This is a genomic window from Rugosibacter aromaticivorans, assembly GCF_000934545.1.
Lineage (GTDB): Bacteria > Pseudomonadota > Gammaproteobacteria > Burkholderiales > Rhodocyclaceae > Rugosibacter > Rugosibacter aromaticivorans.
The window spans coordinates 926,274-946,223 of record NZ_CP010554.1 but is presented as its reverse complement, the minus strand read 5'-3'; the positions used below and the strand labels follow the sequence as shown (position 1 = coordinate 946,223).

Below are 19,950 nucleotides of genomic sequence, written 5' to 3'. Positions count from 1 at the left end.
CCAATAGTAGATAAAAGAAAACCCATTGTTTTATCAATGGGTTGCCTCGTTTTTTCAATAGGTACCAATAGTACCTAAACGCTATGTAATTATTCCCATTCAATCGTCGCCGGCGGCTTGCCAGAGATGTCATAGACCACCCGGTTGATGCCGCGCACTTCGTTGATGATGCGGTTGGAAATGCGGCCCAGCAGATCGTGGGGCAGTTCGGCCCATGTGGCGGTCATGAAGTCGGATGTTTCCACGGCGCGCAGCGCCACGACATACTCATAGGTGCGGCCGTCACCCATCACGCCGACGCTATGCACCGGCAGGAAAACCACGAACGCCTGACTGGTTTTTTCGTACCAGCCTGCAGCGCGTAGTTCATCAATGAAAATGGCATCCGCCCGGCGCAGCAAGTCGGCGAATTCCTGCTTCACCTCGCCAAGAATGCGCACGCCCAGGCCGGGACCGGGGAAGGGATGGCGATAGACCATCTCGTGCGGCAACCCCAGTGCGATACCCAGTTCGCGCACTTCATCCTTGAATAGTTCGCGCAGCGGCTCGAGCAACTTGAGCCTGAGCGTTTCGGGCAAACCGCCGACGTTATGATGGCTCTTGATGGTATGCGCTTTTTTCGTTTTAGCGCCTGCCGATTCGACCACGTCGGGATAAATCGTGCCTTGCGCAAGCCATTTCGCGTTGGGCAGCTTTTGCGACTCCGCCTGAAACACTTCGACAAATTCGCGGCCGATGATCTTGCGTTTCTGTTCGGGGCCGGTGATGCCTTTCAGGCATCCCATGAATTGCGCCGCCGCATCGACATGAATGACCTTGACGCCGAGATGACGGGAGAAGGTTTCCATGACCTGCTGCGCTTCGTTCAGCCGCAATAAACCGTTGTCGACAAAGACGCAGGTCAGCTGGTCGCCGATGGCGCGATGAATCAGCGCTGCCGCGACGCTGGAGTCGACGCCACCAGAGAGACCAAGGATGACTTCCTCTTGTCCTACCTGCGCGCGAATTTTAGCCACCGCTTCATCCACGTAATTCGGCATGGTCCAGTCGCGGGCACAGCCGCAGATATCATGCACGAAGCGGGCGAACATCTCGCGGCCCTTCAGCGTGTGGGTGACTTCCGGATGGAACTGCACACCGTAGAAACCGCGTACTTCATCGGCCATGGCGGCAATCGGTGTTGATTCATTGCTACCCATCACCATGAATCCGGGCGGCAGTTCGGTGACTTTGTCACCATGACTCATCCACACTTCGAGCAGGCCGTGGCCTTCTGCGTTGGTGCGATCCTGAATGTCGCGGAATAACTTTGAATGCCCGCGCACGCGCACGGCGGCGTAGCCAAATTCGCGCGTGGCACCGCTTTCGACCTTGCCGCCCAGTTGTGTCGCCATGGTCTGCATGCCATAGCAGATGCCCAGCACGGGCACCCCCAACCTGAAGACGATATCGGGCGCCTGCCATTCTTCGCCCGCATACACCGAATTCGGCCCGCCGGAAAGAATAATGCCGCGTGGATTGAATTGGCGGATGAAGTCTTCGCTGACATCGAATGAATGCAGTTCGCAATAAACCTGCTGCTCGCGCACGCGACGGGCAATGAGTTGCGCAACCTGGGAGCCGAAATCGAGGATGAGAATTTTCTGGTGAGAGGACATGAAAATGACCTGAAAATAGAAAAGGCGGCGCTGACTTAAACTCAGTTCAGCCCAGCCGCCTCTTTTTGAGGATGAAAAAGATCAATCGATATGATAGTTGGGTGCTTCCTTGGTGATTTCCACATCATGCACGTGTGACTCACGGATACCCGCCGAGGTAATCTCAACAAACTCGGCACGCGTGCGCATATCGTCAATGGTGCCGCAACCCACATAACCCATGGCAGCTCGCAAACCACCCATCAACTGGTGTATCACGGCACCCACGGGCCCTTTATACGGCACGCGACCTTCAATGCCTTCGGGCACGAGCTTTTCGATATTGGCATCCACTTCTTGAAAATAACGGTCTGCAGCACCATCCTTCATCGCCGCCAGGCTGCCCATGCCGCGATACGCCTTGTACGAGCGACCCTGAAACAGCACCGTCTCGCCGGGCGCTTCTTCCGTCCCAGCAAAAAGCCCACCGAGCATGACGGCACTAGCACCCGCGGCCATCGCTTTAGCAATGTCGCCCGAATAACGTATGCCGCCATCCGCAACGAGCGGCACACCACTACTGGCGAGTGCATTAGCTACCATATCCACGGCAGTAATCTGCGGCATGCCAACACCTGCCACGATACGCGTGGTGCAAATTGAGCCGGGGCCAATACCCACTTTGACACCATCAGCCCCGTGATCAACCAGCGCTTTAGCCGCGCCGGCAGTCGCCACGTTGCCGCCAATCACATCCACCTGTGGGAAATTTTTCTTGACCCAGGCCACCCGCTTGAGCACGCCTTCTGAGTGACCATGAGCAGTATCCACCACGATCACATCGACACCGGCTTCAGCCAGCAATGTGGCGCGCTCTTCAGTGCCCTCGCTCACACCAATCGCCGCACCAACGCGCAGATGACCAAGGCTGTCTTTTGCTGCCAGCGGGTATTCAGATGACTTGAGAATATCTTTCACCGTCATCAGGCCGCGCAATTCAAAATTATCCCCAATGACCAGCACTCGCTCCAGTCGATGCTTGTGCATCAAGGCCTTGGCCTCTTCGACCGTGGCACCCTCTTTCACGACAACCAGCCGCTCACGCGGTGTCATGATGGACGCCACCGAGTCGTCCATGCGTGTTTCAAAGCGCAGATCGCGGTTAGTGACAATACCCACTATCCGGCCCGCCTCGACAACCGGCAAACCAGAAATACGGTTTTGACGTGTCAGCGCAATCGCCTCACGCACGGTCATGGAGGGCGGGATGGTAATCGGATCTTTTAACACACCGGATTCGAACCGCTTGACCTTGGAGACCTCTGCCGCCTGCTGTATGGCGGAAAGATTCTTGTGCACAATGCCGATCCCGCCTTCTTGCGCCAGCGCAATAGCCAGACGCGCCTCGGTGACGGTATCCATGGCCGCAGACACCAGCGGCATATTTAACTGAATGTTACGTGTAAGACGTGTTGCAAGACTGACATCACGTGGGAGGATCGCCGAGTGAGCGGGAACCAGGAGGACATCGTCAAAGGTCAGGGCCTTCTGTATGAGTCGCATAGCAGAGTAAATTCCTAGGTACCAAAATCGCATTATACGCGGACACGCTGTACCAACACGCGCTGACTCACTCTGCCGCCGTCCCCCAAGGGTACTTGCTTCGCGGCGTATCATCAGCGCCGACTTTTAGCGCTTATTGCGCTCATGGCTGATGACAGGCCGTGCAGATGAACTACGCCGCCGAGCTATCGTTACCGCCCCCTTTTTTCATCGCCTTGCCTTCAGCAGCACGCCGCTTGCGGACTTCTTTCGGATCAGCAATCAGGGGCCGGTATATTTCTATCCGGTCGCGATCACGCAACAGCATATCCGGCTTCACCAGTTTGGCAAAAATGCCCAGCTTATTCGTGAGTGTCAGATCAATCTCTGGATACCGCGTCAGCAAACCAGACTGCTCAACCGCCTGCTGCACTGTGCTGCCTGAAGGTAACTGAAGACTGATGACTTCCTGCCGTTCAGGCAGCGCATAGACAACCTCGATTTTCAGTTTATCGTTGCACACTGCTTCATTCATAGACTCAGCCATAGATTTTCTGCGCTCGTTTGACGAATGATTCAACAAAGGTCTCGGTGATATGACTAAACACCGGGCCGAGGACTTTTTCCAGCAAGCGATTTGAAAATTCGTAGTGCAACTGAAACTCGATTTTGCAGGCAGTCTCGCCGAGTGGCAAAAACCGCCATTGGCCATCCATGTGCTTAAGCGGCCCATCGGTTAGCGTGATGCACATCAAGTGTGGCGCTTCTTTCGTGTTGTCTGTCGAAAAATGCGATTTGATGCCGTGATAGTTAATATGCAATGTGGCCGCCGTGCGCGTTGCCGTGCGCACCAGCATATCTGCCCCACCACACCAGGGAAGAAATTGGGGATAGTCTTCAACACGATCAACCAGTTCAAACATTTGTGCTGGCGTGCGTTCGATCAAAACGGATTTTTTAACCAGGGCCATCGTCGGTGGCAGCGATGTTGCTGCGGGGGTGAAGTAGAATTGGCCTCATTTTAGCGCACCGTCCTGCATCCGCCCCATGAGCATCGCTGATAACAAGAAGGCATTCCACGATTACTTCATCGAAGAACGCTTTGAGGCCGGTCTGGTACTCGAAGGCTGGGAAGTCAAGTCGATTCGTGCCGGACGTGCACAGATTAAAGAAGCCTATGTGCTGATCAAAAGAGGTGAGCTTTTTTTGATCGGCGCGCACATCAGCCCCTTATTGTCTGCCTCCACCCATGTGCTGCCCGATCCGGTTCGCACCCGCAAATTGCTGCTCAATCGTCGTGAGATTGATCAACTCATCGGCAAAGTGGAACGCGCAGGCTATGCCTTGGTGCCACTGGATTTACACTACAACAAGGGCCGCGTGAAACTGGCTATTGGTCTAGCCAAAGGCAAAAAGCAACATGACAAACGTGAAACCGAAAAAGCGCGCGATTGGGTCCGCGAAAAGGCGCGCGTCATGCGCGAAAAACGAGGCTAAATCAGCGAGTAAGTACTATCAAGCGGGTAACACAGCGGGAACTTGGCGGGAACTGGATAGCTTAATCACGCCCACCATGGTGCCGGTCGCGCCTTTCCTCCGGGTAAATATCGCGCCCTGCATCGCGTACATCGCGTCGCAACTGAAGCCGATCTTCTGGCGACATGCGCTCTCGTCCTTCTCGGGGTTGATACACAGGAAGCTTATCGCCCCGCTCTACCGATCGCTCATCCCGAGCGCGTGCACGCGCTTCATGCTCCACAGCTCGGTCTTGACCGCGCCAACCGGCAAGCTCAAGAAACCTGGAGGGTTGCGCAGTAGCACTCAGGCTTACCAGCCACATTGAACACACCACGTGACAAAGCAAGGCCCGATAAAATTTTCGCCAAAGTGATTTCATTAACGACTCCCAGCGCATTCATTGATAGAAATTTTAGCCCCGGCGCAGATGAATGCGTGTGACGCTTTGTAATCTTTTGTAAGGCTGGCTAGCCAACCCACGAGAATCCAGCTACGATTTGCTCCATGAATGAAGAACATATCCGCAACAACAAAATCTTAGTGATCGATGATGACTTGCGTCTGCGCCAGTTGCTGGATCGTTACCTCTCTGACCAAGGCTTCTCCGTCAAAGCGGTTCCCGATGGTGCGGGCATGAACCGCGCCATGGAACGCGAACGATTCGATCTCATAGTACTGGATTTGATGCTACCAGGTGAAGATGGCCTGGCGATTTGCCGCCGTCTGCGTGGAGAAAAAAATGATGTGGCAATTATTATGCTCACCGCCAAAGGCGATGAGGTTGAGCGCATCGTCGGCCTGGAAATGGGTGCCGACGATTATCTGCCCAAGCCCTTTAATCCGCGCGAGCTGGTGGCACGTATTCATGCTGTACTCCGTCGTCGTAGTGTCATGCCTGCCCCCGGGGCACCGGCCACGACCGAAACCACGGTGCAATTTGGCAAGGTACAAGTTGATTTAGCCACGCGCGAATTACATCGCAACACCGAGAACAACAAGAACACCGAGACCACTTTGCTGACAACCGGCGAATTCGGCTTGCTGCGGGTTTTACTGGAACACCCGCGCCAACCCATGAGTCGCGACAAGCTCATGGAATTAGCCCGTGGCCGCGAGTACGAAGTTTTCGACCGCGCTATTGATGTGCAAATTTCACGTCTGCGCAAACTCGTGGAAGAAGATCCAACCAAACCGCGCTATATCCAAACGGTGTGGGGCTTAGGCTACGTGTTTATTCCCGATGGAGCCAAGCAAAGTCAATAACGGCAATCCCCCTCCTTGGGGAAAGGGGAGCTATGGTTAATGCACTAAAGAAGATATGGCCACGCTCTTTGCTCTGGCGCACGTTTTTGCTCGTTGCGCTATTGATGCTGCTGTCCGTTGCCGCATGGTTCGCTATTTTTCGCAGTTACGAACGCGAACCGCGTGCCCGGCAGCTTGCGCAAATGCTGGTCAGCGTAGCCAATCTCACGCGTGCCGCCTTGATTTCAGCGCGGGTTGACGCGCGCCCAGAACTCCTCCGCGATCTTTCTGACCACGAAGGCATCCACCTCTATCCCGCAGAAGTAGATGACCAGATAAAGCCTTTGCCAGACAATGCGTTTCTGCAACGGGTAGAAGCGCTAGTGAAATCATCTCTTGGACCCAGCACCCGCCTCACTTTGGAACGTGAAGGCGAGGAGGCGCTCTTTATCAGCTTTCGCATCGACGATACAGCCGATGGCGAATACTGGCTTGCCTTGCCAAGTGATCGGCTAGCGCGGGTTTTGCCCTTGAGCTGGATCGGCTGGAGTGCTGCCGCCTTGCTGCTCTCGCTGCTGGGCGCATGGCTGATTGTTTTTCGTATCACGCGGCCACTCAAGTTACTGGAACGCGCGGCAAAAAAAGTCGGCGCTGGCCAGACGCCGCCCCACTTGCCTGAACGCGGGCCCACGGAGCTAGCCACGGTCAGCCACGCCTTCAATCAAATGAGCGCTGATCTAGCCCGGCTCGATCAAGACCGGGCATTGATTCTTGCGGGCATTTCGCACGATTTACGCACACCGCTGACCCGATTACGCATGGGTATCGAAATGACGACAGATGGGGCCATGCGGGATGGCATGGTTGCCGATGTCGAAGAAATGGATAAAACCATCGGCCAGTTTCTCGATTTCGCGCGTATCGACGGTGGCGAAGCACATTCAGAAATCGACCTGAGCGCCCTGCTCAATGAGCTGGCCACCCAATACCAGCGGCGCGGGTTTACCGTCACCGCGACAGCCCCATCAACGCGCCCCGAAGGAAGTACGACTTTTACGCAAGGACAACCGCAAGCCTTACGCCGTGCCGTGGGCAATCTGATCGATAACGCCCTGCGCTACGCTGGACAAGATCAACCCATCGAACTCACGCTCACTCGCGCAGAGCAGGTGTTGATTATCGACGTTTGCGATCGTGGCCCTGGCATACCCGAAGATGCCGTCGAGCAGATGAAACGCCCCTTTACGCGATTGGATTCTGCCCGCAGCAATGCCGCTGGCGCTGGCCTGGGCTTGGCCATTGTCGACCGCATTATTCGCGCGCACAGCGGCCGCCTGGATCTGCTCCCCCGCCCCCAGGGCGGGCTTATTGCCCGCATTACGCTGCCTATTTCATGAAGATGCCACAAAGGTTCCATGCCCCTGCCCTCGCCCGATAATGCATCCCCCAAAGATGCCACCCCGTATGCCCTGCTCGGCGGCGAAACGGCCGTACGTCACCTGGTAAAACGCTTTTATGCGCTGATGGACACCCGGCCCCAGGCACAGGGTATCCGCCGACTGCATCCGGCAGACCTTGCCGGTTCAGAAGACAAACTGTTCATGTTTCTTTCCGGCTGGTTAGGCGGACCTCCGCTGTTCGTCGAAAAATACGGCCACCCGATGCTACGCCGCCGTCATCTGCCATTTGCGATCAGCACCGATGAGGCCAGCCAATGGATGAGCTGCATGCGTCAAGCGCTGGCTGAAACGACGACTAACGCTACCTTACGTGCGCAACTTGATGTCGCGCTGACCGAACTCGCTTTGCATATGCGAAACAGGCAGGATCAAGACGCGCCCGCAGCGTGAATGTGCCGTCAAGCCAGCCAATAATCTGCTGCCCAGCTTAATTATCGGGATACAACGGAAATACCGCCCGCGTTTCATAGCGCGGATGCATCCCCTGCGGAATCGATTCGAGCAGCACAAACTCACGCACAGACCAACCGAGCGGTGAGCCCAGACGCGGCAGCGATGCGCACCGCACACCCCGCGCAAGCGTGACATGCGGCACAAAAAATTGCGGTGCCATGGACAGTGTCATAGGCAAGCCCGCCGCCAATAAAGCATGCTTGAGCTGGGCCGCCAGCATCCAGGGAAGCGCACCAGCACTCAGTGCAGACATCATCGCAGGCGAATCTGCAAAAAGTCTTGCGTCTGTCACTGGACGATGCTGGTTAGACGGCAACAAACGACACCCCGCCCAGAGCACGCCTCCTTGTGGCCAAAAACCAAGCCGATTGAGACGCACGCGCAAGTCGAGTTCGCCTTCGTGCTCATTCTCCACCTCAAGCGATGCGCCAAATGCAGCACTCACCGTGTGAGCGCAAGCCACTAGCGTATCCATCTGCGCTGAAGTCACTCCGCCCGCAAAGACAAGCGTCAGATGCAGGTTGTGCACGGGCGTGAGACGGCTGCCACTACGAGCAGCCACATGCTGCCCCAAAGCCGCGAGATGCGAGGCAATTTCCTCATCGGGCAATAGTGCAAAAAAAACGCGATGTTTATTCACGGCAGTTTTCATGCCACACCCAGCAGCAAAACCACCGCCTGTGCAGCGATACCCTCACCGCGGCCCGTAAAGCCCAGATGCTCGGTAGTTTTGCCTTTGATATTGACTGCGGTAACGGCGATGCCCAGATCGGATGCAATGTTTGCACACATCATGGACACATAAGGCAACACCCGTGGCGCCTGCGCAATGATGGTGGCATCCACATTACCCACCTGCCAGCCTGCCGCTTCTACTGCGGTTACGGCAAGGCGCAGTAAATGCCGACTATCTGCGTCCGCCCATTGCGCATCGGTATCCGGAAACAGCCGCCCGATATCACCAAGACCCGCAGCGCCCAGTAACGCATCGGTCATCGCATGGAGCAACACATCTGCATCCGAATGGCCTAACAAACCCTTGGGGTACGGTATTTCCACACCACCGAGAATCAGCTTGCGGCCAGCTACCAGCGCATGCACATCAAAACCTTGACCAATGCGGAAAGCAGACGTCATGCCATCTCCTCATCGTTGAAAATCGTTCAAAATGGTTTCCGCCAGTTGCAGATCGGAGGGATAAGTAACTTTGATGTTGCTCATTGACGAAGCCACCAGGCGTGGCGCCAAACCCAGCGCCTCGACCGCACTGGCCTCGTCTGTCACTGTTGGCGCGTTGCCTGGCGTGTTATCTCGACTGTTATCTATTTGACTGAGCGCTTGCAATAACAATCCATGGCGAAACATCTGCGGCGTTTGCGCTTGCCACAACCCTTCACGCGGCACTGTGCCAATGCTTCGATTGGCGGCATCGTCAGGCTTGCCGGGCAGAGCGCCTGCACGTTTCAAGGTATCCGCCACCGGCACAGCCAGCAAACCACCGACGGCATCTTCACCGACGTTGCTCACCAGTTTTTCAAGCAAGGCCCCACTCAAACAAGGCCGCGCGGCATCGTGCACCAGCACCCAATCTTCGGCTATATCACCCAGCATGAGCGCCATGCCACGCAACCCATTGAGCACACTTTGCGCACGCGTTCGGCCACCACAGCGCAACAGATGTAATCGCGGCCCCAGGTTCGCCATAGCCTGATCCGGCCAATACGCGTCTTCTGCCGCCAACACCACAAATACGCGGTCAATAACCGTGCTGCTACACAACGCACGAAGCGCATGCCAGATCAATGGTTGACCGGCCAACGGAAGATATTGTTTGGGAGTTGTTTGCTCCATGCGCAGGCCGGTACCGGCCGCAGGAACCAATGCGTAATATGCCATGACGCGATTCTATCCAATCGCGGTCGAACACAGGTTGAAAAAGCCTTAGCTCAAAGCCCGGTAAAACATCAGACAAGCAACCCCGATCACCAAAAATGCAAAGAGTCGCTGCACGATGCGCGGCTCAAAGTGACGAATCAACAACCGGCCACCCAACATCCCCAGCGCAGTGGCCACAATAAAGGGCAAAGCAACATCCAGCGGAAATGAGTGCTCTTGCCATAGCGTCGCGATAATGCCGCCACTGCCTACCAGCGCGATCACCAGCAGCGATGTAGCCACAATACCATGCATGCTGATATCTGTTGCCTTGCGTAACGCCGGCACCAAAACGAACCCGCCACCAACACCGAGCAACCCTGTCAGAAAACCCGTCAATGCGCCAATCGTCGTCATGATGGCCACTGTTTGCACTGTCCATTTCAAGCGCCCGGTGTCCGGATTGACATGGCAGGGTGCCTGATCCTCATCACGCTCAACGATGGGTTTTAACAAGCGTGCGGCAACAATCAGCATCGTCAGCCCAAACAGCGCGGCAAGCCACCGTGCCGAAACCCTGTGTGCAACCGCCAAACCCAGCGGCGTCATAGGCACACCTGCCAGCGCCATCAAGAATGCTGCCCGATAGCGCACCAGCTTATGGTAGAAAGCCTCACCCACCCCAAGCAGGGCTGCACCCGTCACGGCCAAAAGACCTATTGGCGAGGCTTGCGCCACAGTCCACCCTTGGCTGAATACCAACGCGGGCACCGCCAGAATCCCGCCTCCTGCACCGGTTAGCCCCAGCACAATGCCGACGCATAGACCCAAAGCCAATACGGCCAGCAAAGTCAGCATGTAAAACTCCGTTATTTCGCTGGCGGATTAGCCGCGGCAGAAGCCGCGGGTGGTTGACGTCCACCCGGCTCAGCCAGCTCAAACAACACCATGCCCAGCAGCATGGCCAGGGCAAATACGCCCCCTTTGACCACACCTGCACCAACTAAGACCAGCGCTGGCCCAGGGCAAATGCCCGCCAACCCCCAGCCGATGCCAAACAGTAAACTACCCAGCACTAACCGACGATCAATATCCCGTGCGGCTGGCATCTGCAGGGGCAAACCCAGCCATGATTGCGTGCGTTTTCTGGCAAAGAAAAAACCGATGCTTGCCGCCGCAATGCCGCCGATCATCACGAAGGCAAGTGACGGATCCCAGGCTCCCGCGACATCAAGAAACCCGAGCACTTTGGCCGGATTAGCCATACCCGAGACGATCAGGCCAAGACCAAAAACAAGGCCAGCAACCAGCGAAAAGAAGACGTTCATGCTGAGGTAACCCCAAGTAAATGACGCAGCGCAAAAACAGTCGCCATACCGGCAACCATGAATAGTAAAGTCGCCACAATAGAACGCGGCGATAAGCGTGAAATGCCGCAAATGCCATGACCGCTAGTACATCCCGCACCGTAGCGCGTACCAATGCCGACCAGTAAACCAGCCACAATCAGCATCGGATAGCCGCTATCCAATTGAATTTCAGGCAGTGTAGCGAAAGCTCCATACAGGACGGGTGCCAGGAGTAGCCCGAAAACAAAAGCAAAACGCCACAGCGTATTGCCAGCAACAGGTCGCAGTAAACCGCCCATGATGCCGCTGACACCGGCAATCCGGCCATTGATCAGCATGAACAGGGCCGCTGCCGCCCCAATCAGCAAACCACCGAAAAGTGCAGCGATGGGCGTGAAATGCACAGTATCTATAGTCATACATCACTCCTTTTGCCCGACCTTGTTGGTTTAGGGCAGTAAAGTTGATACAGCGTGGTCAAAATCATCAATACTTTTTGATCTGATACACGGTAAAAAATACGTTTTCCTTCCCGCCGAGTATTAACCAAACCCTCCGCGCGCAGCACGGTTAATTGTTGAGAAAGCGTCGGCTGCCGAATATCCAGCAACGCTTCGAGCTCACCCACCGAATATTCCCCCTGGCTCATCTGACAGAGCAATAACAGGCGATCTTCGTTAGACAAAGCGCGCAGCACAGCCGCCGTTTCACCCGCAGCGGCACGCATTACAGAAATGGATAACACCGGATAATCAGGGCTTGCAGTAGCGGACATGGCTGACCTCATAATTTAATTTATAATATTATATTGTTTGATATAATAAATTGTCAATGCAAATTTCCTGTCACGAACAACTACGGAAGCCCCCCCATGGAACCACATGTCAAACCATTTTACGATCCCATCACTGGCACACTGACCTATACGATATTTGATGAATCCGGAGGGCACGCCGCCATTATTGATCCGGTGCTCGACTATGATCCAAAATCAGGCCGCACCCGAACGCACTTGGCCGATCAGGTCATCGATTTTGTACGCCAGCAGCAACTGACCATCGTCTGGATTCTCGAAACTCACGCACATGCCGATCATTTGTCTGCTGCGCGGTATTTGCAAACCAAGCTCGGCGGGCGCATTGGCATTGGCGAGCACATTACCCAGGTGCAAACCGTCTTCAAGAAAATGTTCCATCTTGAAGCCGATTTTGCTGTGAATGGATCGCAGTTTGACCATCTTTTTGCCCACAACGAAACGTTCCAGGTGGGGCGCCTGACGGGCCACACGCTCTTTGTGCCGGGGCACACACCTGCTGATATGGCGTATCAATTCAACGATGCCGTGTTTGTAGGTGACACGCTCTTCATGCCTGATGTAGGCTCTGCCCGCTGCGATTTTCCCGGAGGAGATGCGCACACACTTTACCAATCCGTACAAAGACTATTTGCGCTGCCCCCTGCCACACGGCTGTTCATGTGCCACGACTACCCACCTGCCGGTCGCGCCCCCGCATGGGAAACCACGGTCGCCGAGCAACGAAAAAACAACATTCACTTGCGAGATACGATCAGCGAAGCAGAATTCATTCGCGTTCGCCAAGCCCGCGACGCCACACTGGAAATGCCCGTACTCATTATTCCTTCAGTGCAAGTCAACATTCGGGCAGGCGATCTGCCGCCGGCTGAAGACAACGGTGTTCACTACTTGAAAATCCCCGTAAACGCTTTGTAAACACAGGGCCCATTGGCGATGGCAGGGCATGCGGGGCCTGCGCGCCTCGCAACGTGTTGTACCCCTCATGAATGCAGCATAATAGTCACCGTAAACTATTACGCAGTGCCGTGTCACCAGCGCCGACTTTTTGCGGTAGTGCACGGAGCTAACCAGAGGAGCTGCCTTCATGACGATTCCGAGCCATCCGGCGAGCGCTGTCGCCGCCGTTGAAATCAATGCCTCATCCGGCGCACTCCGCAACAACTCCAACAGAAACCCCACCGCTGGCTCAACCCGCCAGTCTTACCAGCACCTGTTTCGGCCCGGCTTTGTGCATCGCCGACTCTATGTCGATGAGCAGATTTTTCATGACGAGTTACGCTATCTTTACGGCCGCACCTGGCTATACATCGGTCACGAAAGCGAAGTCCCTCAGCCGAATGATTTCATCGCCCGCCGGGTCGGCGGCCGGCCACTCATCCTTGTGCACACCCAAGCCGGCGAGATTCGCGTGTTATTCAATCGCTGTCCTCACCGGGGAGCCATCGTCTGTCGTGAAACCCACGGAAATGCCAAAGGGTTTATCTGCGGATATCACGCCTGGACATTTGCCAATGATGGTCACTGTAGTTCGGTCCCTTTACGGCAAGGGTATGGCGCCGACTTCAATCTTCACAGCGTAGACCTCGCGTGTCCGGCAAAGGTTGATCGCTATCGCGGCTTTATTTTCGCTGCGTTCACTAGCGACGTTCCCTCGCTGACCGAGCACCTCGGACCCGCTGCCGATCTGCTGGACCAATGGCTTGACAGGGGCGACCGCCAGCCAGTCGTCGTGCGCAGCGGATCTATGCCTTTTCTTGTGCATGCCAACTGGAAAACCATTTATGACAATGCAGGCGACGGCTATCATCCGCCGTTTTCGCATGAATCAATGCTCACCGTATTCAGCCGCCGCTATGGCGATGTAGACATGAATTATTACGGCAGCGACTTTGATAAATCACCTATGTATTCGAAAAATCTGGGCAATGGCCATACCTTTTTGGATCAGCGCCCCGAAATGCACAAGCTGTCCGCATGGAAGCGCCAGCATGTCATGCCTGGTTATGAAGCCATCGAAAAAGCCTTGATTGACCGCCTGGGAGAAACACGCGCCCTCCAGTTGCTGGATGCCTCAACGGGTTCGGGAATGAACCTCAATATTTTCCCCAACCTGTTGATCATCGGCAACCAAATTCAAATGCCGGAACCGCTGGCCGTGAATCAAACACAGCTCACCTGGTTCTCCACCACGCTGGATGGCGCGCCGGATGAAATCAATGCCGTGCGCATGCGGATGCAAGAAGATTTTCCGTCATTTGGTGAAGTGGATGATGCGGGTAACTTTGAAGCATGCCAGCAGGGGATGGAATCTGTCCCTGAAATGGAGTGGATTGATATTCGCCGCCATATCAACACCGCCCGGGGCGGGGTGGATCCGCAAGACGGACTGTGGCGCGAGCCCATGTCCTCTGACTTGCATATGCGAACTTACTTTCAGCGCTGGCAAGAATTGATGAATACCGGCAAATCAAACAGCCTTGCTGAGGAGAACATCTGATGAACCTGCCGGTCTCCCAGCCAAAACCCGCAGCCCAGCCAAGCTTTGATCTTGCTTATTATGAACGCATCTGGCACATGGTGCGCGAATGGAAAACCCTGGGCGAAATTCCTGCCGACCGCATCCCATCGCGTGAGGTGATTGATGCGGTGACGCGCCTGCTTTACCTTGAAGCACGCTTGCTCGACCAACGTCGCTTACGTGAGTGGCTCGCTCTTTTTGCCAACGATGGTGCCTACTGGATTCCGGCTGACATTGACATCCGCGACCCGCGCACCACGGTATCCTGGGAGTTCAATGATCGTCGTCGCCTGGAAGAGCGTATCGAACGTCTGGAAACCGGCCGTGCCTATTCGCAAATGCCACCCACCCGGACAGTCCATGCGTTAAGCAATATCGAAGTCATGACCGCAGAATCAGCCAGCGTAAACGTGTTGTGCAATTTTCAGATTCAGACCCGCCGAGGCGGTGACACAACACCGCGCTGCGGCTGGTGTGGTTATGTCTTGCGCCATGAAGCGAATGGCTGGCGCATAGTTTTAAAACGCGTCAATCTATTCGATGCGGATTTGCCGCAAAGCAACCTATCATTCACCCTGTAGCCACCCTGTAGCCACCCTGAGGAGACACGCATGCCCCATCCCATCAGCGCTGAAGAACTGGCACGCAACGCCACCCAAACCGCCGTCGGCCGAACCAATTTCATCGGCCGCACGGCGTTGGACACTGCAGAGCGACGTGCGGCGATTGAAGCGATTGCCGCACGCCTCACGGAAGAAAAAATCGACGTCGTTCGTGTCTGTTTCGTGGATACCCAGGGCCAGGTGAGGCTTCACGCCATTGAAGCGCGGCACTTTGCGCAAGCGGCAAGAAATGGTGTGGCATTTACCACGGCACTACTCGCCATGGACAGCGCCAACCTTATTTATCAAAACGTTTTCTCCGCCGATGGGGGCTTTGGTCACGCCCACATGGGTGGCGCAGGAGACATGATGGCCCTGCCCGACCCAGCGACGTTCCGTATCTTGCCCTGGGCCCCGAAAACTGGCTGGGTGCTAAGCGATTTGTATCTCATCAATGGCGAGCGCTGCCCGTTTGATCCCCGCTGGGTCATGCAAAAAGCGTGTACCGCCCTGGAAAGCCTAGGTCTGAGTTTTGTCGGGGGCGCAGAGGTCGAATTTCATGTGTTCAAAGTGATGGACCCGCACAATGAGCTTGAACACTGCACCCAACCGGCTCGTCCGCCTGCCGTCATCGCCTTGCGTCATGGCTATCAATACATGAATGACCAGATTACCGACGCCATGGAACCTGTCACCACGGCTTTGCGCGATGCCCTGCTCGGGATGCAGCTTCCAGTCCGCACGCTGGAAACCGAATGGGGGCCCGGGCAACTCGAAGTCACCCTTGACCCGTTGATTGGCGTTGCCACAGCCGATGCCATCATCATGTTGCGTACCACTGTCAAACAAGTCGCCCGCCGCATCGGGCTGGTCGCCTCATTCATGGCCAAACCCAACCTGCCGAACATTTTCTCCAGCGGCTGGCATTTGCATCAGTCACTGGTCAATCACACCACGGGAGCCAACGTCTTTGCGGCCGATAACGAGCTGCTATCCGAGACAGGTCGGCATTACGTGGGCGGACTGCTACAACATGTGCGTGCTGGAACGGCCTTTTCCAATCCGACCATCAATGGCTATAAACGGCTGAACGCCAATCCGCTATCCCCCAAGCGCGCCGTCTGGTCAAACGACAACAAGGCCGCCATGTGCCGTCTCGTTGGCGGGCACGGTGATCCTGCCACACGGATTGAGAACCGCATCGGCGAACCCGCAGCCAATCCTTATTTATATATGGCCAGTCAGATATTCTCGGGTATCGATGGCATAACCCACCAAAAAGACCCGGGACCGCCGCTGAATGACAACCCTTACGCGCAAACCCAAATGGAAGTGCTGCCTGGCAGCCTCCTGGAAGCGATTGATGCGCTGGCAAATTCCAAGCTGCTTGCCGAGACCATGGGCGAAGCCTTTGTCGCACATTTCGTCGCTCAGAAACGGCATGAAATCAGTCGTTTCATGTCGACAGTGACCGATTGGGAGCAAAACGAATACTTTGAAATGTTTTGAGCATTCTTGGACGAGACAGCACGCGTCGTGCCTCCCGATTCCTATAATGGCACGTGCACTGGGGGCATCCGTACATCACAAACCAAGACACAAATCCTGGACAACCTGCCCGCCCGCATTCATGCGCTTCAAGCCACGGCTGGACCTGCGCCACTGGTTAAGTGGCTTGCCAGTGCTTAGGTGCCTGACATCATGCCAGCCACGATACCAACCAAGGCACAAGCACCACATAGAGTACTGTGGTCATGGTCATTGCCGTACCAAATAATTCGGTATCCAAGTGGAATCGATCACATAGCGCAACGCCAACGCCTACCGGTGGCGCTGCAGCGGTCAGGACAGTTGCTGCCAGTGTTGCGCCCTGCAATCCAACGATATGCCCGACACCAAATGCCAATCCTGCGCTTAAAAATAATTTCAAGCCCACGACGGGAATCAGCAAACCAAAACGCATCTCGCGCCCAACATGCAAGGTCATGCCTACCATCAAGAGCAATAAAGGGACGGCAGCGCTGCCCAAAAGATGCAGCGTTTTCATGATGGGATCCGGTAGCACAAGGCCAAAGTAGCGCATACCCAAAGCAATGGCCAATGCCCAAAAAGGGGGCAAGCGCAATAACTCCTTGCCCAAGCCGCCACTTGCGACGCGTGTGCCGAAATGAGCGCACAGCAACACGCCAATAATCCATACAAAAGGAACGGTGGCTAGTAAGTCATAAACCACGGGAATATCGCGCTGTGGCAACCCCAAAAGCGCCGACACTGCGGGCAGTGCCATGCCCATACCATTGCCAAACGTACTGGCCAAAACAAGCGCCCCCGCTTGCACACGGGTAATGATATGCAACCGCAACAGCATGACATAGAGCGCCAGACTGAGTAACAAAATAACCATGATGGTTACATTGCCGCTCGCTGGTACTTGAAATAACTCTTGCTTGAGATTCGACGTGAGCATCACTTCAACAATCAACGCCGGCGCAACGAAATTAATGATCAAAATACCCAGTACAGAGCGTACTTGAGCAGATGGCAAGCGAGCCGAAGACATATGCCGCCACAGCACACCTAACAACAGCACGAGGGTCATGGGAATGAGTTGCTGATACATAAAACAGTTACCTCGTGTCAAAAGAGAAATAATTTACAGTCGCATCATAACGACCCCTCCCCGGAGGGCGCATGATCGACCGCCCAAGGATAAGTCACCACGAGGCGCGCCGTATCACCAGCGCCGACTTTTCAGGCACTGGCCTTCGTCGGCATAGGGAGTGTCGCGACAAATGATCGATTAAGGGTAATTTCATGCAGACTGCACAGAGTGCAACCGGTTCAGTACCTGGCCGTAAACTTTACAATTGAATCATGCGGCCACCCTTGGCCTGCACTCAATCTCTGCACCTAACATCCACCAGCAATTCACCGGCAAACTAAAGCGCCGCAGTGCCCTCAATTTCGATGCGCAGCCCGGGAAAAGCGAGCTGCGCAACGCCCACCAGGGTAATCGCAATGGGTGGGTCTTGCGGCAAATAACGCGAACGAACTTCACGAATCCGCGCAAGATCGTCAGGATCAAGATCAACCACAAAAATCGTCACTTTGACCAGATCGCGAAAAGTAGCGCCCGCCGCATGAAGCGCATGACCGAGGTTTTGCAGGGTGGCTTCGAGCTGAGCAAATAAATCTCCCGGCGCGATCACCTGTCCAGTGACATCCAGCGCGACTTGCCCGGAAATAAAAACCCAGCGCTGCGCGCCTTCAACCGCCAAGGCATGCGTAAATGCCTTGGCAGGTGCGAGCGCCGACGGGTTACACGCGGTGACTTTAACCATATCAGACAACCTGTAATTGAAGTTTTATTGACATCATTTCTTGGGCTTCAAGATAAAGCTGGCAAGTGCAGGCATCAGGAAGATAGCGCCGAGCATGTTCACAAAAAACATGTACGCCAGCAAGACACCCATATCTGCCTGGAACTTTAAACTCGACCAAAGCCAGGTAGCTACACCCACACTCATGGTGATCGAAGTGAAGATCACTGGCACACCCACTTCTCTTAACGCATTCGCATAAGCCTCTTTAACGCTGAGCCGGTTATTCATGTGCGCTAACAATCGAGCAATAAGGTAAATACTGTAATCAACGCCCACACCCACACCCAGAGCTAACACCGGCAAGACAAATATTTTCAAGCCGATGTTCATCTCAACCATCACCACATTGGCAAAGTAAGCCACCAGAATCAGCGGGATCATTGCGCACAAGGTCGCGCGCCAGGAGAGGAAAGTGAGGAAAACGAACAAGCCCACTGCCGCAAACAGCGTGAGGTTGATACGTAATTGGGCATCGGCAACCTCTTCATTCGTTGCCGCCATGATGCCCCCATTACCCATGGCCAGGCGTAAATTGACATGCGGATTGCCATGCGTCTTGTTATAGCTTTCCACCGCATCAGTGACACGGTGCAGCGTGTCCGCTTTGTGGTCGGTCAGATAGAGGCGAATAGGCATGGCCTTGCAGTCATTTGAAAACATGCCTTGCGATGCCTCGATACGATACATATTGGCTGAGATCATCTGGCTGTTGAAAGGTAAACCAAGAAATTTCGGGTTGGCTTCATAGTTGCCAATATTGCGTTCACGAATAATCTCACTCAGCGAAACGACGGATTTCACCCCCGGCACATTCTGCATTTGCCAGACAAAATCATCGATGGTTTTCATGACCGAATAATCAACGCAGGCTTCCGTCACATCCGATTGCGCCACCACCACGAGCTCATCAAGCCCGACTGAAAAACGCTTCACAATGGTGTTGATATCCTGGTTATAAACATGGCTGGGCCAAAACTCCGGACTCCCCGCGTCTGTATCCCCCACCACCAAATGCTTTTCAGCAATATAACCCGCAACACCCATAACCACAGCAATCGCCAGAATAATCACCGCCACCTTGCGATCCGCTGCCCTGGCAAGCCATGTCCAAATGGAATGATTGCGCGAGAGTTTCGTCTTCTGTGCCCGTGCAAGTTCTTTTGGATTCAGCCGCGTCCAGGATAAGAAAATTGGCAGCATCATCTTGTTCGTCAGCAACATGATGCCCACGCCGATACTGGCAGAAACCCCTAGCTCGCCAATCAATTTAACGGGAATCAACATGATTACGGCAAACCCGACAGCATCGACCAGAATAGCCGTAGCGCCCGGCACCAGCAAACGATAAACCGCCGTGTGTGCTGCCTGCTGGGGATTTTCACCTTCAACCACCGCCATACGCCACGCATTGGTCATTTGCACCGCGTGGCTGACGCCGATAGAAAGAATCAGAAACGGCACAAGAATCGACATCGGGTCCAAGCCAAAGCCCAGCATCTGGATTGCGCCCAATTGCCAGTCATGATCCGTTCCGTCTCCTTAGCCCGGATATTG

Annotated in this window: 23 protein-coding genes; 8 read left to right on the top strand and 15 right to left on the bottom strand. The window is 55.0% G+C overall.

Annotated features, from left to right (window positions below; all coding sequences use genetic code 11):
• Positions 1–89 precede the first annotated feature (89 nt).
• The 4 genes from guaA to PG1C_RS04800 form a co-directional block, all read right to left on the bottom strand.
• Positions 90–1,658, bottom strand: a complete 1,569-nt coding sequence (guaA, locus tag PG1C_RS04815) for a glutamine-hydrolyzing GMP synthase (protein WP_202636266.1) — start codon at positions 1,656–1,658, stop codon at positions 90–92.
• 81 nt (positions 1,659–1,739) lie between these two features.
• Positions 1,740–3,200, bottom strand: a complete 1,461-nt coding sequence (gene guaB / locus PG1C_RS04810; protein WP_202636265.1) for an IMP dehydrogenase — start codon at positions 3,198–3,200, stop codon at positions 1,740–1,742.
• Between the two features lie 172 nt (positions 3,201–3,372).
• Complete coding sequence (locus PG1C_RS04805; RefSeq protein WP_237218291.1) at positions 3,373–3,726, bottom strand: RnfH family protein; 354 nt, start codon at positions 3,724–3,726, stop codon at positions 3,373–3,375.
• A complete protein-coding gene (locus PG1C_RS04800; RefSeq protein ID WP_202636264.1) occupies positions 3,719–4,150 on the bottom strand; it encodes a type II toxin-antitoxin system RatA family toxin in 432 nt (143 codons plus the stop codon). Before PG1C_RS04800 ends, PG1C_RS04805 begins: the two co-directional genes overlap by 8 nt.
• Before the next feature lie 76 nt (positions 4,151–4,226).
• Here PG1C_RS04800 and smpB point away from each other — a divergent pair, with 76 nt between their 5' ends.
• Entirely contained in the window at positions 4,227–4,676 is a 450-nt protein-coding gene (gene smpB / locus PG1C_RS04795; protein WP_202636263.1) for an SsrA-binding protein SmpB, read from the top strand.
• A 61-nt stretch (positions 4,677–4,737) separates the two neighbouring features.
• Here the strand turns inward: smpB and PG1C_RS04790 are convergent, their stop codons facing one another.
• The gene (locus PG1C_RS04790; protein ID WP_202636262.1) at positions 4,738–5,019 is read right to left on the bottom strand and encodes a hypothetical protein; all 282 of its coding nucleotides are present in this window, start codon (positions 5,017–5,019) and stop codon (positions 4,738–4,740) included.
• Positions 5,020–5,201: 182 nt separating this feature from the next.
• Here PG1C_RS04790 and ompR point away from each other — a divergent pair, with 182 nt between their 5' ends.
• From ompR to PG1C_RS04775, 3 genes are read left to right on the top strand one after another with little or no spacing between them, the layout of a single operon-like run.
• On the top strand, positions 5,202–5,960 hold the full coding sequence (gene ompR, locus PG1C_RS04785) for an osmolarity response regulator transcription factor OmpR (protein ID WP_202636261.1): 759 nt from the start codon (positions 5,202–5,204) through the stop codon (positions 5,958–5,960).
• Positions 5,961–5,992: 32 nt separating this feature from the next.
• Entirely contained in the window at positions 5,993–7,336 is a 1,344-nt protein-coding gene (locus PG1C_RS04780) for an ATP-binding protein (RefSeq protein ID WP_202636260.1), read from the top strand.
• A gap of 18 nt (positions 7,337–7,354) precedes the next feature.
• Positions 7,355–7,789, top strand: a complete 435-nt coding sequence (locus PG1C_RS04775) for a group II truncated hemoglobin (protein ID WP_202636259.1) — start codon at positions 7,355–7,357, stop codon at positions 7,787–7,789.
• A 37-nt stretch (positions 7,790–7,826) separates the two neighbouring features.
• Here the strand turns inward: PG1C_RS04775 and PG1C_RS04770 are convergent, their stop codons facing one another.
• Genes PG1C_RS04770 through PG1C_RS04740 form a run of 7 tightly spaced genes read right to left on the bottom strand, consistent with a single transcriptional unit; the run spans position 7,827 to position 11,851 of the window.
• On the bottom strand, positions 7,827–8,492 hold the full coding sequence (locus tag PG1C_RS04770; protein ID WP_202636258.1) for a 2'-5' RNA ligase family protein: 666 nt from the start codon (positions 8,490–8,492) through the stop codon (positions 7,827–7,829).
• 8 nt (positions 8,493–8,500) lie between these two features.
• The gene (gene ispF, locus PG1C_RS04765) at positions 8,501–8,989 is read right to left on the bottom strand and encodes a 2-C-methyl-D-erythritol 2,4-cyclodiphosphate synthase (RefSeq protein ID WP_202636257.1); all 489 of its coding nucleotides are present in this window, start codon (positions 8,987–8,989) and stop codon (positions 8,501–8,503) included.
• A 9-nt stretch (positions 8,990–8,998) separates the two neighbouring features.
• The gene (gene ispD / locus PG1C_RS04760; protein WP_202636256.1) at positions 8,999–9,748 is read right to left on the bottom strand and encodes a 2-C-methyl-D-erythritol 4-phosphate cytidylyltransferase; all 750 of its coding nucleotides are present in this window, start codon (positions 9,746–9,748) and stop codon (positions 8,999–9,001) included.
• Positions 9,749–9,793: 45 nt separating this feature from the next.
• On the bottom strand, positions 9,794–10,585 hold the full coding sequence (locus PG1C_RS04755; protein ID WP_202636255.1) for a sulfite exporter TauE/SafE family protein: 792 nt from the start codon (positions 10,583–10,585) through the stop codon (positions 9,794–9,796).
• Positions 10,586–10,596: 11 nt separating this feature from the next.
• On the bottom strand, positions 10,597–11,055 hold the full coding sequence (locus tag PG1C_RS04750; protein ID WP_202636254.1) for a DUF6691 family protein: 459 nt from the start codon (positions 11,053–11,055) through the stop codon (positions 10,597–10,599).
• Positions 11,052–11,495, bottom strand: a complete 444-nt coding sequence (locus PG1C_RS04745; protein ID WP_202636253.1) for a YeeE/YedE family protein — start codon at positions 11,493–11,495, stop codon at positions 11,052–11,054. Before PG1C_RS04745 ends, PG1C_RS04750 begins: the two co-directional genes overlap by 4 nt.
• The gene (locus tag PG1C_RS04740; RefSeq protein WP_202636252.1) at positions 11,492–11,851 is read right to left on the bottom strand and encodes an ArsR/SmtB family transcription factor; all 360 of its coding nucleotides are present in this window, start codon (positions 11,849–11,851) and stop codon (positions 11,492–11,494) included. Before PG1C_RS04740 ends, PG1C_RS04745 begins: the two co-directional genes overlap by 4 nt.
• A 96-nt stretch (positions 11,852–11,947) precedes the next feature.
• Between PG1C_RS04740 and PG1C_RS04735 the strand changes: the two genes are divergently transcribed.
• From PG1C_RS04735 to PG1C_RS04720, 4 genes are all read left to right on the top strand, one after another.
• Positions 11,948–12,808: an MBL fold metallo-hydrolase gene (locus PG1C_RS04735; protein ID WP_202636251.1), complete on the top strand. Its 861-nt coding sequence runs from the start codon at positions 11,948–11,950 to the stop codon at positions 12,806–12,808.
• Positions 12,809–12,977: 169 nt separating this feature from the next.
• Positions 12,978–14,390: an aromatic ring-hydroxylating oxygenase subunit alpha gene (locus PG1C_RS04730; protein WP_202636250.1), complete on the top strand. Its 1,413-nt coding sequence runs from the start codon at positions 12,978–12,980 to the stop codon at positions 14,388–14,390.
• Positions 14,390–14,992: an aromatic-ring-hydroxylating dioxygenase subunit beta gene (locus tag PG1C_RS04725; protein WP_202636249.1), complete on the top strand. Its 603-nt coding sequence runs from the start codon at positions 14,390–14,392 to the stop codon at positions 14,990–14,992. Before PG1C_RS04730 ends, PG1C_RS04725 begins: the two co-directional genes overlap by 1 nt.
• A gap of 30 nt (positions 14,993–15,022) precedes the next feature.
• Complete coding sequence (locus tag PG1C_RS04720; protein WP_202636248.1) at positions 15,023–16,522, top strand: glutamine synthetase family protein; 1,500 nt, start codon at positions 15,023–15,025, stop codon at positions 16,520–16,522.
• A gap of 190 nt (positions 16,523–16,712) precedes the next feature.
• On the opposite strand, the gene PG1C_RS04715 is transcribed toward PG1C_RS04720, so the two are convergent.
• The 3 genes from PG1C_RS04715 to PG1C_RS04705 all read right to left on the bottom strand — a co-directional run bounded on the left by PG1C_RS04715 (position 16,713) and on the right by PG1C_RS04705 (position 19,908).
• Entirely contained in the window at positions 16,713–17,633 is a 921-nt protein-coding gene (locus PG1C_RS04715; RefSeq protein ID WP_202636247.1) for an AEC family transporter, read from the bottom strand.
• Positions 17,634–17,952: 319 nt separating this feature from the next.
• Positions 17,953–18,354, bottom strand: coding sequence for a RidA family protein (locus PG1C_RS04710; RefSeq protein ID WP_202636246.1), 402 nt, complete (start codon positions 18,352–18,354; stop codon positions 17,953–17,955).
• 33 nt (positions 18,355–18,387) lie between these two features.
• On the bottom strand, positions 18,388–19,908 hold the full coding sequence (locus PG1C_RS04705) for an efflux RND transporter permease subunit (protein WP_202636245.1): 1,521 nt from the start codon (positions 19,906–19,908) through the stop codon (positions 18,388–18,390).
• Positions 19,909–19,950: the final 42 nt, after the last annotated feature.